The sequence below is a fragment of the Kitasatospora sp. NPDC092039 genome, from assembly GCF_044756065.1.
Classification (GTDB): Bacteria; Actinomycetota; Actinomycetes; order Streptomycetales; family Streptomycetaceae; genus Kitasatospora.
In genome coordinates this window covers 81,971-98,473 of record NZ_JBIVSD010000010.1, presented here as the reverse complement: position 1 = coordinate 98,473, position 16,503 = coordinate 81,971, and the positions used below count along the sequence as shown (strand labels likewise).

Here is a 16,503-nt window from a genome sequence, read left to right as displayed (position 1 = left end):
GACCTCACATGGCACTCTCACCCGCCTCCGCCCGTGCGCGGAACACCGTGCTCTCCCCCCGGCTCGAGGCCCTGCTCAGGGACCATCTGGGCAAGGACGCCGTCCGGCTCGAACCCGACACGATCGGGGTCGCCGGGCCCGAGCTCACCGACCGGATCCTCGCCGCCCGGCGCGCCACCGAGATCGAACGGCCCACGTTCAAACCGCTGCACGGACGTTCGATCAGCCGCACCGAGGCGTCCTCGGTGACGCGGACGATCGGCAGCGACGTGCGCGAGGCGCTGCAGGCCCCGCTGCCGCGGAACATCGACCTGTCCGGTCCGTGGCCGCTCACCGGACACCTCTTCCTGCGCGACCTCATCCTCGGCCGGGACCCACGCCGACTGCGGATCCTGATGAGCCGCAACCTCGAACTGACGCCGCTGCTCACCTGGTTGGTGATCTCGGTCGGCGCCGCACTGCCGGGCGGCCCCAAGCCCGGCGACGACCTCACCGCACTCGGGAAGCTGGCCGCGAAGGCGCCCGGCTACCAGGACCGGCGGTACGCGATGGGCATGTACCGCCGAGCCGCCGCACCCGTCTGCTTCACCATCTCCACCCTGGTCGCGAACGCGCTGTGGCTCGGCGCACCGTTCGACGACAGCACGCCGAACCGCAACATCATCCTCGAGTCGCTGCGCCTGCTGCCGCCGTCGTGGAACATCCTGCGCCGCGCATCGCCCGAGTACCCCGCGATCGACCCGCGGATCGGCGCGGGCGACGACGTCCTCGTCCTGCCGCTGCTCTCCCATCGCGACCCGGCGCTGTGGGAGGCCCCGGAGGAGTTCCGCCCGGAGCGCTGGGACCACCTCGACCCGGACGGCACTCCCGGCTACCTGCCGTTCGGGCACTCCTCCGAACGCTGCTGGGGCCGGCACATGGTGATGCCGCTCGCGGAACTGCTGCTGGACCGGGTCCGGGAGGCCGGCCTGGTCGTCGACCCCGGGCAGCGGACCGCCAAGGTGCCGCTGCTCGGCCTGCTCGGCGTCAGCGAGGTCCGGGTCCTGAAGGCACGCGATGCCCGCTGACCACCCGCGCGCCGACCACCGGGCCGCCGAACGCGGAGCCGCCGGGACGGAGTTCGCCGACGGCCGGTTCTACGCCGACCCGCACTCCGCGTACCGCCGCTGGCGCACCGAGGGCGGCGTCCGCAAGGTCCGGTTCGGCGGCGCGGCCGGCCTCGAAGGCTGGGTCGTCACCGGCCACGCCGAGTGCCGGGCCGCCCTCGCCGACCCCCGGCTGAGCAAGAAGGCCGTCACCGAGGCGTTCGCCCGGCACGTCGGGAACTCCGAGGGCGGCCCGGGCCGCGACCTGATGACGCACATGCTCAACTCCGACCCCCCGGAGCACTCCCGGCTTCGCAAGCTGGTCCGGCAGGCGTACACCGGGCGGCGGGTGGCGGCCCTGCGGCCGATGGTCGAGCGCCACGTCGGCGCACTGCTGGACCAGCTGGACGGCCTCGAATCGGCCGAGCTGATCGCCGAGTTCGCACTGCCGCTGCCGCTCGCGGTGGTCTTCGAGCTGTTCGGCGCGCCGCAGGCCGAACGGGAGAACCTCCAGGTCCGGGGCAACGCGGTCGAGGCCGGCCCGCAGGACGGCGGCGGGGCGGACGGCGAGGTCTCGGTGGAGACCGCCGAGGGCATGGCGGACTACCTGCGCGCCCTGGTCGACCACAAGCGCACCCACCCGGGCGACGACCTGATCTCCGACCTGCTCGCCGCCCAGGCGGAGGGCGACCGGCTGACCGGGGCCGAGATCACCTCGATGGCGTTCCTGCTCGCGATCGCCGGCCACCAGACCACCGTCAACCTGATCGCGAACGGCGTCCACGCCCTGCTCGGCCACCCCGAGCAACTCGCGGCGCTGCGCGCGGATCCGCGGCTCCTTCCCGGCGCGATCGAGGAAGTCCTGCGCTACGAGAGCCCGTTCGGCATCGCGTCGCTCCGCCGCACGACCGAGCCGGTGACCATCGCCGGCACCACGATCCCGGCCGGCGAGTTCGTCCAGATCGCGCTGCTCGCCGCCAACCGCGACCCGGCCGTCTTCGCCGACCCCGACCGCTTCGACATCACCCGCCCGGACGCCACCCGCCACCTCGCGTTCGGCCACGGCATCCACCACTGCCTCGGCGCACAGCTGGGCCGGCTCCAGGCCGAGGTCGCCTTCGGCGAACTGCTGCGCCGCTTCCCGGCCCTGCGCCTGGCCGAACCGGCCGCGGCCGCGCGGTGGCAGGAGAACCCGAGGCACCGGGGACTGCTCAGCCTGCGGGTGCTGCTGCGCTGACGACCGGAGTCCGGGCGTCGACGGAAGGCGAATCGGGACGACGTCGAGGTCGCCGACGGCTCCGACGGACGCGACGGACGGTGCCGGATCCCCCGGGGAACCGCCCACGGCCGCCGCGTGTCCACCCCGGACATGGCGGCGGAGGGGCCGTCCCGGCCGGGACGGCCCCTCCGGCGGCCAGGGTCTTCATCAGGCTCCCCGGGCCCGGCGGGTGTCAGCCGGGCCCGGCAGCTGTCAGCAGGTGCCGACGCGGCCGTTGTCCGAGGACCAGACCGGCGTCCAGGGGCTGCTGTCGTCGTGCGGCCGGTAGACGACGACGTTGCCGTCGTACTGCGTGATCACCTTGCCGGCGCCGCCGGAGTCGGTGCCGGTGGCCCACAGCGCGGTGCCGCTCCCGTCGTACTCCACGAGGTTGCCGCCGCTCTGGTGGAGCAGCCGGTAGGCGCCGTTGGCGGAGACCGGCGAGTCGCCGGGCAGCAGGCGGCTGCCCCGGTTCATGTGGCCCCAGCCGCGCGGGTTGCGCGCGCAGCTCCAGTCGTCGGCGGCGGAGGCACCGGGGGTGCGCGGCGGGCGGCCGCATCCCGGGGCCGGGCGCGGCGCACCCGGTCTGACCTTGTAGGTTTCGGTGTCACCGGCTGCGAGGAGCCGGTGACACCCGGTGGGGAAGGGGAGCCCGGCCGGACGGGAAGGGGACGGACCCCGGAAGGGAAGGACGGACGGTGGCCACGAGCCCGGAGAGCGCGTTCCGCAGCGAGGGCGTGCCCGAGAAGGAACGGTTCGACTGCTGGCGGGAGTTGGTCAGCCGCACCCGGGACAGCGAGGTGACCAGCGTCCACCGCGACGACTTCCGGGCGGAGATGCGGCGCCTGGAGCTCGGGCCGGTGACCCTCCTGCGGACCTCCTTCCCGCCGACCCGCTTCCAGCGCACCGCCCGCCGGGTGCGGCGCTCGGACCAGGGGGTGTTCCACCTGACCCTGCTGCTCGACGGCAACTTCGCCCTGACCCGCGACACCGGGGGCACCGAGACCTTCGGGCCCGGCAACCTGCACACGCTCGACAGCTCCCACCCGTTCGACCTGCGGGCCTTCGACACCCGCGGCCAGGCCCCCGCGGAGCGCCGGATCGAGGCCGTCGGCGTGGACTTCCCCGCCGCCCTGCTGCCGCTGCCGCCGCACCGGGTGCACGAGCTGCTGGGCCGCGGCTTCTCCTCCCGGGAGGGCACCTGCGCGCTGCTCTCGGAGTTCCTCGTCGGCCTCGACCGGCAGGCGGCCCTCCTGGGCCCCGTCGAGACGCCCCGGCTGGGCGGGGTCGTGGTCGACCTGGTGTCCGCCTGGCTCGCCCGGGAACTGGACGCCGAGGCCGCCGTGCCCGACGACACCCGGCAGCGGGCCCTGGTCGAGAACGTCCGGGCCTTCGTCGCACGCCACCTGCACGACCCCGAGCTGACGCCCGCCGTCATCGCGGCCGCCCACCACATCTCCGTCAGCTACCTGCACCGCCTGTTCACCCGGCAGTCCGACGGCGAGACCGTCGCCGCCTTCGTCCGCCGCCGGCGGCTGGAGCGGGCCCACCGCGACCTCGCCGACCCCGCCCTGCGCACCCTGCCCGTGCACGCCGTCGCCACCCGCTGCGGGCTGCCCCGCGCCGCCGAGTTCAGCCGCGCCTTCCGGACCGCGTACGGCCTCTCGCCCCGCGAGCACCGCCGCCGGGCCCTGGCCGGGCCCGGGCAGCCGTAGGGGTCACGGGCAGCCCAGGGGTCACCGGCGGGCGCGGAACCCCCGCACCGCGGGCACCCGGCCAGCACGTCGTACGCACGGGCGGGCGGGAAAGCCGGAGCAGTCCACCCGGTGCCAACAACTGTCCACCCGGTGCCAACACCGCGGAGGCGCCGCCCTGACATGCTCCTCCTGGGAGCGCCGCGCGGCGGAACGCCGAGTTCCGGTTCCCAGGCCGGCGGTCCGGCACGCCACGGGGGAGCGTGCCGGGACGCCGGCTCCGCGCGGGCCGCCGCGCCCGACGCGGCCGGCTGGGTCAGCGGGCGGACTCGTGGGCGAAGACGGTCCGGCCGACCGCGTCCTGCAGCGGCTTCAGGTGCCGGTCGACGAGGGTCTGGTAGTCGGTGGCGCGGCCGTCGGACCACTGGCCCAGGCCCGCGACCATCGCCCGGCCCGCGCCGGAGAACATCTGCACCATGCCGCTGTCCGGCGGCAGGGCGGCCAGGCCCGAGGCGGGCGGCGGGGCCTGGGCGCCGACCTGGTAGTCGTCGAAGGCCATGCTCAGGGTGGTGACCAGGTGGACGGTCTCCTTGGGGTCCGCCATCGTGAAGACGGCCAGGTTGTACTGGTTCCTGGCGCTGTCGGTGTACAGGGCGATCTGCTCGCCCAGGCAGCCCTTCGACGCGCGGATCATGCCGATCAGCCGCGGGCCGACCGAGTCCGGTTCGACGCAGGACTTCATGACGGTCGATCCGACCCTGGTGTAGACCTCGCCGCCGGCCGCCTTCACCTGGGCCGGGAACAGCTGGTCGAGCGGCAGCAGGGACGCGGCGGCCGCGGAGGCGTCCGAGGAAGCGGCGGCCGGAGCGGCGGAGACCTGAGCGGCGGAGGCCGACGGAGTCACGGCGGCCGACGGGATCGCGAAGGCCGCGGCCCCCGACGGCGCCCCGGACGCCGAGGGGGCGGCGGCGGCCGGGGCCCCGTCCTCGTCGCCGTCGGGGCGCAGCAGGGTGAGGGCCCCGGCGGCCACGGCGCCGGCGACGAGGGCGAGCGCGAGGTTGCGCGGCCAGACCCGCTGGGGGTGGGGCCGGTCAGGATCGGTGTGATGCATACCGACGTACGGTAGTGATCTTGGTCGCGACGCTCGACGACGGTCCGATCACAGTGTCGTCACGGCCTCGGGGGCGTCGACGGCTGCTGCTCGTTCGCGTCCTCCCTGACCCAGGCGCCGGCGCCGAGGCGGCCCGTGGTGCCGAGGTCGAGTTCCGGGGCGACCGTCACGGGGGCGGCGTCGGGGGTGGCGCGCACCCGGACGTAGGGGGCGTTGAGCGGTTCTGGGCCGAGGTCGGTGGTGTTGCGCCACACCAGGGTGGAGCGGGCGCCCTCCCCCGGGCGCAGGGCGAACTTCTGGGGCGGGGCGTCGGCGCCGGTGCCGGTGGCGATCTCGGCGCCGCCGCGCAGGACGCGCACCCCGTCCAGGGGTTTGCGGTCGAGGTCGAGCGGCTGCACCTGGGGGTAGCCGTCGAGGGTGACGGTGGCGGTGCCGCAGTTGCGCAGGTGCAGGCCGACCACCCGCAGGCCCATCGCGGCGTCGCCCTCGTCGGCGTACAGCCGCAGGCCGGAGGGCGGGCAGGTGCCGGCGGCGCCGGGTGCCTCGGCGGTGGGGACGCTGCGGACCTGGAGGATCTCCGCCTTGGTCGCGCGGGGGCCGGGCCGCGGGGTGGGCCGGCCCGGGAGGGCGGCTTCGCTCGGGAGGGCGGGTTCGCCGAGCCGGCCCGGTGTCCCGTTCAGGTCGATCCGCCCCTTCTCGGTGGCGCCGGGGGCCAGCGCGGTGACGGTCCGGGAGATGTTGTCCAGCGCGGCTCCCTCGGCCGAGCGGAGGCTGAAGACCACGGTGACGTCGTGCGGTTCGCCGTTCGGGTTGGTCACCTCGTACTCGGCGCAGGCCGGGCCGACGGAGGTGATCCGCACCCCGCCCTGGGCGCGCCCGGTCGGCTCCGCCCCGGCGCCCGTCGGACGCGGTGTCGGGGTGCCGCAGGCCCCGGGGGTGCCGGAGGCCTGCGGGGCGCCGCCGCCGGGGCCGGTGGTCACCGTGGTGCCGCAGCCCGTGAGCAGCAGGGCGGCGGTCGCGGCGGCCAGGGCGGGCGCGGCGGCGTGACGGCCCGTCAGCGGGCGGCGGGGTGTGTCGGACTGGCGCATCGGTCGAGTCGATCACGCCCGCCGCCGGACGGCTGTGAGCCGCGCCACTTCGCGTGCAACAGGCCTGCCACGATCCGCGGCACCCGCTGCAAGGGCCCGTTCGATCGCCGCGGCGGAAGTGTGGGCTGATTCGTGCCGTTCCACAACTTTGGACACGAAAGCACGACTTGGCAACGTTATGTCCCATCCTCTGGCAGAGCTGACGGGTCGTCGTCAATCTCGGTGGTAGCTCTTCTCCCGCACCGCTACCACCTGGAGCCAGAGTGCGCACCACCCCCTTCCCCCGCCCCCGCCGCGCGGCCTCGGCCGTGGCGGTCGTCGCCGTCCTCGCCGCCCTCACGATCCCCGCCACCGCGGCCTCCGCCTCCCCCGCCCCCGGCGCGCGGGACACCGCGATCGCCCGGGCCGTCGTCAACGTCGCCGGCAACGCCGAGGTGTTCGGCTTCGGTCCGAGCCAGGACCTCGTGCCCACCGACGTCGTCCTCGACGCCGACGGCGCCTCGCACGTGCGCTTCGACCGCACCTACCAGGGCCTGCCGGTGGTCGGCGGCGACCTGGTCGTCCACCAGGACGCCAGGGGCGGGTTCAACGGCTCCAGCCGGGCGGCCGCCCACGACCCGTCCGTGAAGTCCACCGTCCCCCAGGTGCCCGCCCAGGCCGGCGCCGCGCACGCGCTCGCCGCCTCCCCCGGCGTCCAGGGCGCCGTGAGCACCCCCGAACTGGTCGTCTGGGCCGCCGACGGCACGCCCCGCCTGGCCTGGCGCACCACCGTCCGGGGCAGCGGCGACCACGGCCAGCCCGCCGGACGGGTCGTCGTCACCGACGCCGTCACCGACGAACCGATCGAGGCCTACGACGCCGACCCCCAGGCGACCGGCACCGGGAACTCCGAGTACACCGGCAGGATCACCATCGACACCACCCCGATCACCGGCGGCTACACCCTCACCGACCCGGTCCGCGGCCACGTCACCAAGGACGCCGACAACGTCGCCTACGGCTCCCTCACGGCGAGCTCCGGCACCAGGTTCACCAGCACCACCAACGTCTGGGGCGACGGGAGGAAGTTCTCCACCGACCGCTCCACCGCCGCCGTCGACGCCCACGCCAACACCGCCTGGACGTACGACTACTACAAGAACGTCCACGGCCGCAACGGCATCCGGAACGACGGCAGGGCCGCCACCGTCTTCGTCCACGTCGGCACCCGGTGGGACAACGCCGTGTGGTCCAACACGTGCTTCTGCATGATGACCGGCGACGGCAACGGCACCACCGACCCGGAGCAGGTCGACCTCGACACCATGGGCCACGAGATGACCCACGGCGTCACCGCCGCCACCGCCAACCTGCGCTACAGCGGCGAGTCCGGCGGCCTCAACGAGGCCACCAGCGACATCTTCGGCACCATGGTCGAGTGGTACGCCGACAACAGCATCGACACCCCCGACTACCTCTTCAGCGACCAGTCCACCCCGCCCTGGCTGCGCCGCTTCGACAAGCCCTCGCTGGACGGCCGCTCGGCGGACTGCTGGAGCAGCTCGGTCGGCAGCCTCGACGTGCACCACTCCTCGGGCGTCGGCAACCACTGGTTCTACCTCGCCAGTGAGGGCAGCGGCAGCAAGACGATCAACGGGGTCACCTACAACAGCCCGACCTGCAACGGCTCCACCGTGACGGGCATCGGCAACCAGAAGGTCGCCAGGATCTGGTACCGCGCGCTGACCGTCTACATGACCTCCACCACCGCCTACAAGGACGCCCGCACCGCCTCCCTCAACGCGGCCCGCGACCTGTACGGCACCGGCAGCACCGAGTACAACGCGGTCGCCGCGGCCTGGTCCGCCGTCAGCGTCAGCTAGCCACCGCCGCTGTCCAGGAGTCGTCCGGGAGCTGCTCAGGGGTCGGTCCACACCCTGAACAGCTCCTGGACGGCGGTCGGGTGACCGACCATCATCATCTGCGACAGCATTCCACCCCCGCCACGAGAGAAGACCGAGATGCCCGCGATACTCAGGAAGCCCCGGCTCAAGGCCGGGATCGTCGCCGCCGTCACCACCGCGGCGGGGGTGCTGGGCGTCGCCGCCGCACCCGGCGCCCAGGCGGCGGGCAACTGCACCCACTACGGGCAGGCGGGGTACGCGCAGGTGTTCACCGACTACAACTACTCCGGCGACTGCTGGGAGTTCCCGATCGGGACCTGGACGGTCTTCCCCGTCCTGGTCAACCACAAGGTCTCCTCGCTGAGGAGCTGGGCCTCCTACTCCGGCCAGGTCGTGCACCTGTCCGGCGACGGCCTGACCTTCGACGCGGGCGCCGGCGAGTGGTGGCCGAACCTGCCCGGCTGGTTCAACGACCGGGCGAACGCCGGCTACTGACCCCTCACGGCGACAGTGACCGGAGTGGGAAGTCGGCGGGTCCGACGTCCCACTCCGGAGGCTCACCACTCCGGAGGCTCACCGCGCCGGGGGCTCCGCACGCTCGGCGGCCGGCGGCCGGGCGGAGGTCCACGAGGTGAGGAAGCGCAGGGCGTCGTGGGAGGGGCTGCCGGGTTCGGCGGTCAGGACCATGAGGCGCTGCCCGGAGCCGTCCGGGCTGGCCCAGGTGTCGCAGTCGAGGGTGAGGTCCCCCACCAGGTGGTGGCGGTAGTGCTTGGTGCCGTGGCCGGCGCTGTTGACCCGGTGTTCGGCCCACCAGGTGCGGAAGTCGGTGTCCTGGAGGGACAGGTCGCCGACGAGTCGGGCCAGGGCGGGGTCGTCGGGGTCGGTCGCGGCTTCCATGCGCAGCGCGGCGACGGCCTCCCGGGCGTCGTGGGACCAGTTTCGGTGCAGCCGCCGGACCACCGGGTCGGTGAACAGCAGCCTCAGGTAGTTGCGCCGGTGGGCTTCGACGGCGGCGAAGTCGGTGTAGAGGGCCGTGGCGGCGGGGTTCCAGGCCAGGACGTCCAGGCGTTGGCCGAGGACGAGCGCGGGGGTGCCGGTGAGCTGGTCGAGCAGGCGCCCCATGGCCGGGCGCGGGCGTTGGACGGGCCGGCGGGGACGCGGGCGGGCGTCGGTGCGGCCGGCGAGTTCGTAGAGGTACCTCTGCTGGTCGTCGTCGAGGCGCAGGGCGCGGGCCAGCGTGACGAGCACGGGTGCGGAGGCCCGGACCCGGCCCTGTTCCAGCCGCGTGTAGTAGTCCACGCTGATGGCGGCGAGCCCGGCGGCCTCCTCGCGGCGCAGCCCGGCGACCCTGCGGGGCGCGCCCGTCTCGGGGAGGCCGCACTCCCGCGGGGTCAGCTGGGCCCGGCGGGCCTTGAGGAAGGCGCCCAGCGCCCGGGGGTCGGAGTCCGAGGTCATGGCGTCCAGTGTCGTCGTGCCGGGACGGTGGCGGCAGGGGTTCGAGGGGGCAGGTTCTTTCCCGGGCACGGATCCGGCTCTGCCGCGCGGGCGGCGGGTGACGGACCGTGGAGGCGTGCCCGGCAGGGCGGGGCCCCGGGCCCCGTGCGGGTACGTCACGCCCCCGCCACCGTCTCGTTGGAGAGTTCCCCATGCCCCGGACCACCGTCCGTTTCGACAGCGCCGGCATCACCCTCGCCGGCCACCTCTACACCCCCCAGGCGCCGGCGCCGGGCCCGCGGCCGGCGCTCGTGGTCGGCCACCCCGGCACCGGCGTCAAGGAGCAGGCGTCGGGCACCTACGCGCGGCGGATGGCCGAGCGCGGCTTCGTCGCCCTCGCCTTCGACGCCGCCTTCCAGGGCGAGTCGGGCGGTCTGCCGCGGGGGCTGGAGGACCCCGCCCAGCGGGTGGAGGACTTCAAGGCCGCGGTCTCCTACCTCACGACCCTCGACGAGGTCGACGCCGAGCGGATCGGCCTGCTGGGCATCTGCGCCTCGGGCGCCTACGCGCTGGCCGCGACCGGCGCGGACCCGCGCGTCAGGGCCGTGGCCGCGGTGTCCACCGCCGAGCCCGCCCGCCAGTTCCGCCTGGGCGCCGACGGCGCCCAGGACCCGGCCGTCTTCCGGGCGCTGCTGGAGGCGGCCGCGGCGGCCCGCAGCGCCGCCGCGCGCGGCGAGGACCCCGGGGCGTTGAGCGTGTTCCCGGAGACCGCCGAGCAGGCCCTCGCGCTCGGCGGCCGGCACGGCGCCGACGGCTTCGCGTACTACTGCACCCCGCGCGGGCGGCACGAACGCTCCGCGAAGACCCTCGCCTGGGAGAGCGTCGACCGGATGGCCCTGCACGACGCCTTCCTCGCCGTCCCGCTGATCGGCCCCCGCCCGATCCTCCAGATCATCGGCGAGCACGCCGTCACCGCCTGGATGGCCGTCGAGGCCCACCAGCGCGCCACGGGCCCCAAGGAGCTCCACCGGATCGAGGGCGCCGGCCACGTCGACCTCTACGACCGCAAGCAGTACGTCGACCCCGCCGTCGACAAGCTCACCGCCTTCTACACCGCCCACCTCGCCACCACCGGCTGACACGAAGCCCACCACCGCCGGCCCGCCCGCAGAGGGTGCGGGCGGGCCGGTTCGTCGAGCGCTACAGCGCGGCCAGGACGCGGCCCGCAGCGTCTCGTCGACGATGCCTTCGACGGGCCGCCAGACGGAGGCCCTGGGGAGCGGGCGCAGTGCCGCGGCCCCCGGCGCGTGGGCGGCGGGGGCCGGCGGGCGGGTGGGTCAGGCGTCCTCGTCGGGCGGGGCCGTGCGGAGGGCGGTGACGACGCCCAGGGCGACGGTCGCGAAGGCGAGGGCGAGGAGGACGGCGAAGGCCGTCCCGATCAGGAACCGCACGGGAGCTCGCGTTCGGCGTCGAGGAGCAGGACGAGGAGGTTGAGCAGGGTCGAGGCCGGCGCGGTGTTGAAGCGGACGAGGACGCGGCCGTCGATGGTCCTGTCGGTGGAGGCCGACGGGAAGACCAGCCCGAACTTCCGTCCGCGCTCCTGGACTTCGGCGAGGAGGGTGCGGATGTGGTCGTCGGTGTAGTGCCGGATCCGGGGGTCGGTCGGCAGCATCGGGTGGCGGCGCGCCATCACGCGGCACCGTCCAGCTCGAACCAGACCGATTTGGCGCGCTCGTGGGTGTCCACGCCCCAGCGGTCGGTGAGCCCGGCGACGAGCTGGAGGCCCCGGCCGGACTCGGCGAGCAGGGACAGCGGTGGGGTGGCGGGGAGGATCGGGCTCTCGTCCGTGACGGAGACGCGGAGGTTGCCGTTGGTGGAGATGATCTCGACGAGTGGAGCGGGGGTGTGACCGTGCCGCCACGCGTTGACGAGCAGCTCGCAGAGGGCGAGCTGCGCGTCGGAGGTGGTGGAGGGGGACCAGCCGACGCGGGTCATGGTGGTGCGGAGGGTCTGCCGCGCGATGGCGATGGTGGGGGTGTTGATGTGACGCATGGGAGTTCTCCCGAGGCGTGAGTGGGGAGGAACCGGCGGAACATGGGTCGCCGTGAGCCAGGCCGGTGGAGATGGACGTGGCTGCTCTGCGGTGCTTGCCAGCAAGCGTTACTGACGATCCGTCGGATCGATGTGACATCGACCATACGCCATCGGAATCACATGTGATCCCAATTCTGGATAGGTTCACCCTCAGGTGGACCCTGCGCACAACAGCGCGGCAGACTTGGTCCACACCGGCCAGGAAGGTTCGAATGCCGCCACGAGCACACCCAACGCTGCGCCAACTGCGCATCGGCACCGAGCTCAGGAAGATGCGCGAGGCCGCCGGCCTGTCGACCACCAACCTGAGCAGAGCACTCGGCATCGACCGGACTCAGGTCAGCCAGATCGAGGCGGCCAAGGTCGGCGTGAGCCCCGAACGGCTCCGCTCCTTCGCGGCTGCCTGCAAATGCATCAACGAGCCCTTGACCGATGCGCTGGAAGCCATGGTCCTGGATCGGTCCAAGGGCTGGTGGGAGGAGTACCGGGGCACGGTCCCGGACGGCTTCCTGGAGAACGCGGAGTTGGAGAAAACTTGCCACGAGCTCAAGTTGTGGCTTCTCACTCACATGCCAGGACCTTGCCAGACCCTCGGCTATGCCTCGGCCGTCTTCGGACGCGTCTTCCCTCCCCTGCCCCGGCATGAGCTGGAAGCACGCACGGCGTTCAGAATGCAACGGAAGGCAGACCTGCGCCGCAACCCGAAGCCGACGACGCTCTTCATCTACGAGTCGGTCCTCTGGACACGGTTCGGCGGCACTCCAACCCTCAAGGAGCAGCTCTCCTCGCTGCTCGAAGACTCCGAGCTGCCCTGGCTGACCGTCCGAGTCGTGCCCTTCGACATCGAAACCTTCCCCGGGGCTGCCGAGAACCTCACCTACGCCTTCGGCGCGGTCCCTGAACTCGACACAGTCGAACGGGAGTCCTCCCAAGGGCCCGAATACCTCGATGCCGTCAGCGAGCTGAACAGCTACCGCCACATCTTCGATCGCACGGAAGCTTCGGCATTGAGCGAGACCGAATCTCGTGACTTGATCCACAAGATCGCACAGAACCTATGAAAGGCCCGACATGACCGACACCGAGTGGCAGAAGTCCTCCTTCAGCGGCAACGTCGAGAACTGCGTGGAGGTCCGCACGGTCGCCGGGGCGGTCGAACTCCGCGAGTCCGACGAGGGCCACCTCATCCTCCGCACCACACCCACCGCCCTCGCCGACCTCCTCCACGCCCTCAAGACCGGCGAGTTCGACCACCATGCCTGATGCTCCACCCGCACCGCCCCCTTGTCTGCGCAGGAAGTCGGCCCGTCCGACTTCCTGCGCAGCGCCACCCCACCGAGCCGCTCGAACACCGCCGTCCCGGCGCCGGCGACCACGGTTCGTCACCCGGCGGGCCCTTGCGCTCCGCAAGGGCCCGCCGACACGGAGACCCGCCCTCTCAACGACCACCACGGGGCGCCCGACAGGACCTGACGATCACCCGGCCTCCTCCGACCGTCCTGACGGGCCGCCCCCCGCCCCGCGCCGGTCAGGGGGCGTCGACCCCCGCGTACTCCAGCGGCGGGGCGATCGCCTGGGCGTCCACGCCCTCGCCCACCCACAGGCCGATCAGGAACGCCGCCGTCGCCTCCAGCAGGCCCGCCCGGTCGAGTCCTCCCCCGTTGACCGGTTCGCAGCCCAGGTCGCGCACGAGGCCGCGCACCGTGTCGAGGGCCGCCTCGTCGTCGCCGCAGAGCGGCACCGCGAGGGGGCGGCCGCCGAAGACCGGCGGGGTCAGGCCCCACACGCTCTCGTGGCAGAGGTTGAACGCCTTGACCACGGACGCGCCGGGCGCGGCGGCCGCGATGCGCTCGGCCGCCGAGGGGCCGCCGCCGGTCGCCAGGACGAAGCCGGGCGCCACCGGGTTGGTGCAGTCGATCAGCGTGCGGCCCCGTACGGCGCCGCCCAGGGCCGCCACCACGCCGGTCGCCGCCGCGTACGGCACGGCCAGCAGCACGGCGTCCCGGCCGTGCCGGGCCGCGTCCTCCAGGGTCCCCGCCCGGGCGCCGATCCGCTCCGCCAGCGCGGCGGCGCGGCCGGTGTCGCGCCCGCCCACCAGGACGTCGTGCCCGGCCAGCGCCCAGCGGGTGCCCAGCACCCGTGCCATGGTGCCCGTGCCGGCGATTCCGATCCTCATCAGTCCAGCCTCCTGTGGTGGCGTGCGTCGAATTCGGGACGACACTAGGAGTCCGCTCGGGCACCATCTGGTAAGTGACCACTGATCAGGGCTTCCTCGCCGACTGCCGTGCCCGGCTCGCCTTCGACCTGCTCGCCAACACCTGGAACGCGGTGGTGGTGTGGGCGCTGCGGGAGGCGCCCGCGCGGCCGGGTGAGCTGCGCGGGCGGATCGGCGGGATCAGCCCCAAGGTGCTGACGGAGACGCTGCGCCGGCTGCAGTCCGACGGGTTGGTGGAGCGCCGCGCGTACGCCGGGTCGCCGCCGCGCGTGGAGTACTCCCTCACCGGGCTGGGGCGGACGCTGCTGGAGCCGATCGGGGCGTTCGGCGCCTGGGCCTTCGAGCACGGCGAGGACGTGATGGCGGCCCGAGAGCGGGCGGCGGACGTCGCTCGGGCAGCGGGCGCCGCTCCGCCGGACCGCCGGTAGCCGATCCTCCGGAACCGCCGGGACCGCCGGGGCGGGCTCAGCGTGCGGCCCTCGCGTACGTCTCGGCGAGCCGCTCCCAGATGACGTCAGCGGGAGAGCGCTGCGAGGCGTACCTGTCGTCACGACGACGAGCGTCACTCCGCGCCGGAGGTCCGTCGCGCCCTGCGCGGTGAACCCGGGGTAGCTTCCGCGGTGCCCCTGCCAGATCCGGTCTCCGGCGGTCCGACCGGCCGGGAGGGGCCCCGGGCGCCGCGCGGCGGTGCCCGGGGCCCTACGGCCGGTCAGACGGTGAGGGCTTCCGTGGAGGTGGTGGCGGCCTCCAGGGCGTCGGGGTCGGGCACGATGCCGATCCCCGGGCCGGTGGGGACGGTCAGGCGGCCGTCGTGGAGGACGAAGGGGTCGGTGATGTCGCGGGTGTAGTAGCGGGCCGAGGCCGAGATGTCGCCGGGCAGGGTGAAGCCCGGGAGCGCGGCCAGCGCCAGGTTGGCCGCCCGTCCCAGCCCGGTCTCCAGCATGCCGCCGCACCACACCGGTACGCCGTTGGCCAGGCACAGGTCGTGGATCCGGCGGGCTTCCAGGTACCCGCCGACCCGGCCGGGCTTGATGTTCACGATCGAGCAGGCCTCCTGCCGGATGGCGGTGGCCGCGTCCCGGGCCGAGGTGATCGACTCGTCCAGGCAGATCGGGGTGTCCATGCGGGCCGCCAGCCGGGTGTGCGACAGCAGGTCGTCGGGGGCGAACGGCTGCTCGATCAGCGTCAGCCCGTAGGCGTCGAGCCGGCGCAGGTGGGGCTGGTCCGCCGGACCGTAGGCGGTGTTGGCGTCCACCTGCAGGGCGAGGTCCGGGCCGAACGTCTCCCGGACCGCTCGCAGCGGCTCGATGTCCCAGCCCGGTTCGATCTTCAGCTTGATCCGGGCGTAGCCCGCGCTGAGGTAGCCGTCGACGGCGCTGACCAGCTCGTCGACGGTGTCCGTGATGCCGACCGAGACGCCGACCGCGAGCTCGGTGCGGGTGGCCCCGAAGTACTGGGCGAGGCTGATGCCGGCGGTGCGCAGTTCGGCGTCCAGTACCGCCATCTCGACGGCCGTCTTGGCCATCGGGTTCCCTCTGACCGGCCGGAGCAGCTCGGGCACCAGCGCCGCGGTCAGCTCGGGGGCCCGGGACAACCGGGGCAGCAGGAACTCGCGTACCACCTGCCGGGCTCCGGCCAGGTACTCGGCGCTGTACGTCGGGTCGTCGTCGGCCACGCACTCGCCCCAGCCGACGGCTCCGTCGGCCGTGGTCACCTTGACCAGCAGCGAGTTGCGGTGTTCCTGGGTTCCCAGTGAGGTCCGGAACGGCGCGACCAGGGGCAGGGCCACCTCGCGCAACTCGACCTGGCGCAGCTTCATTCCGATGTTTCCTTCCGTCGCAGGACGTACCAGCCGGACCGGTCGAAGCCGTCGATCCGGTAACCGTTCTCCAGGGCGCCGCCGAGCGCCTGGCGCATCGCGGACCGCCAGCGCCGGGCGGCGGCCGGATCGGTTCGCCGCAGGGACTCCGCGTCCGCCGGGGTGGCGCACCGCAGGACGCCGCCGGTCGCGGCGCGCGGTACGGGCTCGCCGTCGCCGTCCGTTTCGAGCACGGGTCGCGCCGCGGCCAGGTCCGGCAGCGGCGGCGGTGCGTGCGGCGTCCCGTGCACCGGCCAGCTGACGAACAGCCGGTCGGAGTCGTCGCCGTCGTTGATGCCGTCGGCCAACGGCCCGTAGAAGTCGGGCAGGTAGGCCTGAGCGACAGCCCCGAGCCGCTGCAGGTTGAAGTAGGCGTTGCGGCGGATCAGCGGGTCGTACGTCCACGAGATCGACGTCAGGCCGGCCCGGGCGGCCCACTGCCGCTGGTGCGACTTCATCGCCGCGCCGATCCCGCGGCCGTGCATTCCCGGCAGCACGCCGGCCACGTGCGAGTGCAGACTGTCCCCGATGGTGCGGAATCCGGCGGTCACGCCGACCATCGCCGTCCCGAGGTACGCCGCCGCGACGTAGCCGCCGGTGTGGGCGAGCGCGCACATCACGTCCAGGGCCAGCGGTGCCTCGGTGGTGTCCGGGGTGTTCCACACGGTGCGCAGCACCGTGTCGGCCTGCTGGAGTTCGGGTACGGTCCGGAGCAACCGGATTCGGACGTCCGCCCGTTCGGCGTCGGCGGAATGGGAATCGACCATGGGACGAGTCTGCTGG

18 protein-coding genes are annotated in these 16,503 nt (G+C 73.8%); 9 read left to right on the top strand and 9 right to left on the bottom strand.

Annotated features, from left to right (window positions below; genetic code table 11):
• The first annotated feature begins 8 nt into the window (after positions 1–8).
• Both ACIQI7_RS20740 and ACIQI7_RS20735 read left to right on the top strand, forming a co-directional pair.
• Positions 9–1,067: a cytochrome P450 gene (locus ACIQI7_RS20740; protein WP_401111984.1), complete on the top strand. Its 1,059-nt coding sequence runs from the start codon at positions 9–11 to the stop codon at positions 1,065–1,067.
• On the top strand, positions 1,057–2,322 hold the full coding sequence (locus ACIQI7_RS20735; protein ID WP_401111981.1) for a cytochrome P450: 1,266 nt from the start codon (positions 1,057–1,059) through the stop codon (positions 2,320–2,322). Before ACIQI7_RS20740 ends, ACIQI7_RS20735 begins: the two co-directional genes overlap by 11 nt.
• 234 nt (positions 2,323–2,556) lie before the next feature.
• Here the strand turns inward: ACIQI7_RS20735 and ACIQI7_RS20730 are convergent, their stop codons facing one another.
• Entirely contained in the window at positions 2,557–2,820 is a 264-nt protein-coding gene (locus tag ACIQI7_RS20730; RefSeq protein ID WP_401111979.1) for a hypothetical protein, read from the bottom strand.
• Positions 2,821–3,041: 221 nt separating this feature from the next.
• Between ACIQI7_RS20730 and ACIQI7_RS20725 the strand changes: the two genes are divergently transcribed.
• A complete protein-coding gene (locus ACIQI7_RS20725) occupies positions 3,042–4,058 on the top strand; it encodes a helix-turn-helix domain-containing protein (RefSeq protein ID WP_401111976.1) in 1,017 nt (338 codons plus the stop codon).
• A gap of 295 nt (positions 4,059–4,353) precedes the next feature.
• Here ACIQI7_RS20725 and ACIQI7_RS20720 read toward each other — a convergent pair whose 3' ends face one another.
• Together ACIQI7_RS20720 and ACIQI7_RS20715 are read right to left on the bottom strand one after the other, a co-directional pair.
• Positions 4,354–5,148: a hypothetical protein gene (locus ACIQI7_RS20720; protein ID WP_401111973.1), complete on the bottom strand. Its 795-nt coding sequence runs from the start codon at positions 5,146–5,148 to the stop codon at positions 4,354–4,356.
• 59 nt (positions 5,149–5,207) lie between these two features.
• The gene (locus ACIQI7_RS20715) at positions 5,208–6,236 is read right to left on the bottom strand and encodes a DUF4232 domain-containing protein (RefSeq protein WP_401111969.1); all 1,029 of its coding nucleotides are present in this window, start codon (positions 6,234–6,236) and stop codon (positions 5,208–5,210) included.
• A 263-nt stretch (positions 6,237–6,499) separates the two neighbouring features.
• On the opposite strand from ACIQI7_RS20715, the gene ACIQI7_RS20710 reads away from it, so the two are divergent.
• Together ACIQI7_RS20710 and ACIQI7_RS20705 are read left to right on the top strand one after the other, a co-directional pair.
• Positions 6,500–8,098: a M4 family metallopeptidase gene (locus ACIQI7_RS20710; protein WP_401111968.1), complete on the top strand. Its 1,599-nt coding sequence runs from the start codon at positions 6,500–6,502 to the stop codon at positions 8,096–8,098.
• Between the two features lie 138 nt (positions 8,099–8,236).
• Positions 8,237–8,614, top strand: coding sequence for a hypothetical protein (locus ACIQI7_RS20705; protein WP_401111965.1), 378 nt, complete (start codon positions 8,237–8,239; stop codon positions 8,612–8,614).
• Between the two features lie 78 nt (positions 8,615–8,692).
• Here the strand turns inward: ACIQI7_RS20705 and ACIQI7_RS20700 are convergent, their stop codons facing one another.
• Entirely contained in the window at positions 8,693–9,574 is an 882-nt protein-coding gene (locus ACIQI7_RS20700) for a helix-turn-helix domain-containing protein (RefSeq protein WP_401111963.1), read from the bottom strand.
• A 191-nt stretch (positions 9,575–9,765) separates the two neighbouring features.
• On the opposite strand from ACIQI7_RS20700, the gene ACIQI7_RS20695 reads away from it, so the two are divergent.
• Positions 9,766–10,692 carry an alpha/beta hydrolase gene (locus ACIQI7_RS20695; RefSeq protein WP_401111960.1) on the top strand — a complete coding sequence of 309 codons (927 nt, stop codon included), beginning with the start codon at positions 9,766–9,768 and terminating at the stop codon, positions 10,690–10,692.
• A 299-nt stretch (positions 10,693–10,991) separates the two neighbouring features.
• Here the strand turns inward: ACIQI7_RS20695 and ACIQI7_RS20690 are convergent, their stop codons facing one another.
• Positions 10,992–11,243, bottom strand: coding sequence for a hypothetical protein (locus ACIQI7_RS20690; protein ID WP_401111958.1), 252 nt, complete (start codon positions 11,241–11,243; stop codon positions 10,992–10,994).
• The gene (locus tag ACIQI7_RS20685) at positions 11,243–11,605 is read right to left on the bottom strand and encodes an ATP-binding protein (protein WP_401111955.1); all 363 of its coding nucleotides are present in this window, start codon (positions 11,603–11,605) and stop codon (positions 11,243–11,245) included. The genes ACIQI7_RS20690 and ACIQI7_RS20685 overlap by 1 nt, the downstream gene beginning before the upstream one ends.
• Positions 11,606–11,859: 254 nt before the next feature.
• Between ACIQI7_RS20685 and ACIQI7_RS20680 the strand changes: the two genes are divergently transcribed.
• Together ACIQI7_RS20680 and ACIQI7_RS20675 are read left to right on the top strand one after the other, a co-directional pair.
• Positions 11,860–12,708, top strand: a complete 849-nt coding sequence (locus ACIQI7_RS20680; protein WP_401111954.1) for a helix-turn-helix domain-containing protein — start codon at positions 11,860–11,862, stop codon at positions 12,706–12,708.
• A gap of 10 nt (positions 12,709–12,718) precedes the next feature.
• On the top strand, positions 12,719–12,910 hold the full coding sequence (locus tag ACIQI7_RS20675) for a DUF397 domain-containing protein (RefSeq protein ID WP_401111951.1): 192 nt from the start codon (positions 12,719–12,721) through the stop codon (positions 12,908–12,910).
• A gap of 265 nt (positions 12,911–13,175) precedes the next feature.
• On the opposite strand, the gene ACIQI7_RS20670 is transcribed toward ACIQI7_RS20675, so the two are convergent.
• Positions 13,176–13,823: an NADPH-dependent F420 reductase gene (locus tag ACIQI7_RS20670; RefSeq protein ID WP_401111948.1), complete on the bottom strand. Its 648-nt coding sequence runs from the start codon at positions 13,821–13,823 to the stop codon at positions 13,176–13,178.
• Positions 13,824–13,897: 74 nt separating this feature from the next.
• On the opposite strand from ACIQI7_RS20670, the gene ACIQI7_RS20665 reads away from it, so the two are divergent.
• The gene (locus ACIQI7_RS20665) at positions 13,898–14,290 is read left to right on the top strand and encodes a winged helix-turn-helix transcriptional regulator (protein WP_401111946.1); all 393 of its coding nucleotides are present in this window, start codon (positions 13,898–13,900) and stop codon (positions 14,288–14,290) included.
• A 281-nt stretch (positions 14,291–14,571) separates the two neighbouring features.
• Here ACIQI7_RS20665 and menC read toward each other — a convergent pair whose 3' ends face one another.
• Both menC and ACIQI7_RS20655 read right to left on the bottom strand, forming a co-directional pair.
• On the bottom strand, positions 14,572–15,681 hold the full coding sequence (gene menC / locus ACIQI7_RS20660; RefSeq protein WP_401111944.1) for an o-succinylbenzoate synthase: 1,110 nt from the start codon (positions 15,679–15,681) through the stop codon (positions 14,572–14,574).
• Entirely contained in the window at positions 15,678–16,487 is an 810-nt protein-coding gene (locus tag ACIQI7_RS20655; protein ID WP_401111940.1) for a GNAT family N-acetyltransferase, read from the bottom strand. The genes menC and ACIQI7_RS20655 overlap by 4 nt, the downstream gene beginning before the upstream one ends.
• Positions 16,488–16,503: the final 16 nt, after the last annotated feature.

Bases quoted from the DNA above. Each gene is read 5' to 3' on its own strand.
- ACIQI7_RS20700 (WP_401111963.1), bottom strand. From the start codon at position 9,574: ATGACCTCGGACTCCGACCCCCGGGCGCTGGGCGCCTTCCTCAAGGCC.
- ACIQI7_RS20680 (WP_401111954.1), top strand. From the start codon at position 11,860: ATGCCGCCACGAGCACACCCAACGCTGCGCCAACTGCGCATCGGCACC.
- ACIQI7_RS20730 (WP_401111979.1), bottom strand. From the start codon at position 2,820: ATGAACCGGGGCAGCCGCCTGCTGCCCGGCGACTCGCCGGTCTCCGCC.
- ACIQI7_RS20670 (WP_401111948.1), bottom strand. From the start codon at position 13,823: ATGAGGATCGGAATCGCCGGCACGGGCACCATGGCACGGGTGCTGGGC.
- ACIQI7_RS20675 (WP_401111951.1), top strand. From the start codon at position 12,719: ATGACCGACACCGAGTGGCAGAAGTCCTCCTTCAGCGGCAACGTCGAG.
- ACIQI7_RS20695 (WP_401111960.1), top strand. From the start codon at position 9,766: ATGCCCCGGACCACCGTCCGTTTCGACAGCGCCGGCATCACCCTCGCC.
- ACIQI7_RS20715 (WP_401111969.1), bottom strand. From the start codon at position 6,236: ATGCGCCAGTCCGACACACCCCGCCGCCCGCTGACGGGCCGTCACGCC.
- ACIQI7_RS20690 (WP_401111958.1), bottom strand. From the start codon at position 11,243: ATGGCGCGCCGCCACCCGATGCTGCCGACCGACCCCCGGATCCGGCAC.
- ACIQI7_RS20735 (WP_401111981.1), top strand. From the start codon at position 1,057: ATGCCCGCTGACCACCCGCGCGCCGACCACCGGGCCGCCGAACGCGGA.
- ACIQI7_RS20705 (WP_401111965.1), top strand. From the start codon at position 8,237: ATGCCCGCGATACTCAGGAAGCCCCGGCTCAAGGCCGGGATCGTCGCC.
- menC (WP_401111944.1), bottom strand. From the start codon at position 15,681: ATGAAGCTGCGCCAGGTCGAGTTGCGCGAGGTGGCCCTGCCCCTGGTC.
- ACIQI7_RS20740 (WP_401111984.1), top strand. From the start codon at position 9: ATGGCACTCTCACCCGCCTCCGCCCGTGCGCGGAACACCGTGCTCTCC.
- ACIQI7_RS20685 (WP_401111955.1), bottom strand. From the start codon at position 11,605: ATGCGTCACATCAACACCCCCACCATCGCCATCGCGCGGCAGACCCTC.
- ACIQI7_RS20720 (WP_401111973.1), bottom strand. From the start codon at position 5,148: ATGCATCACACCGATCCTGACCGGCCCCACCCCCAGCGGGTCTGGCCG.
- ACIQI7_RS20655 (WP_401111940.1), bottom strand. From the start codon at position 16,487: ATGGTCGATTCCCATTCCGCCGACGCCGAACGGGCGGACGTCCGAATC.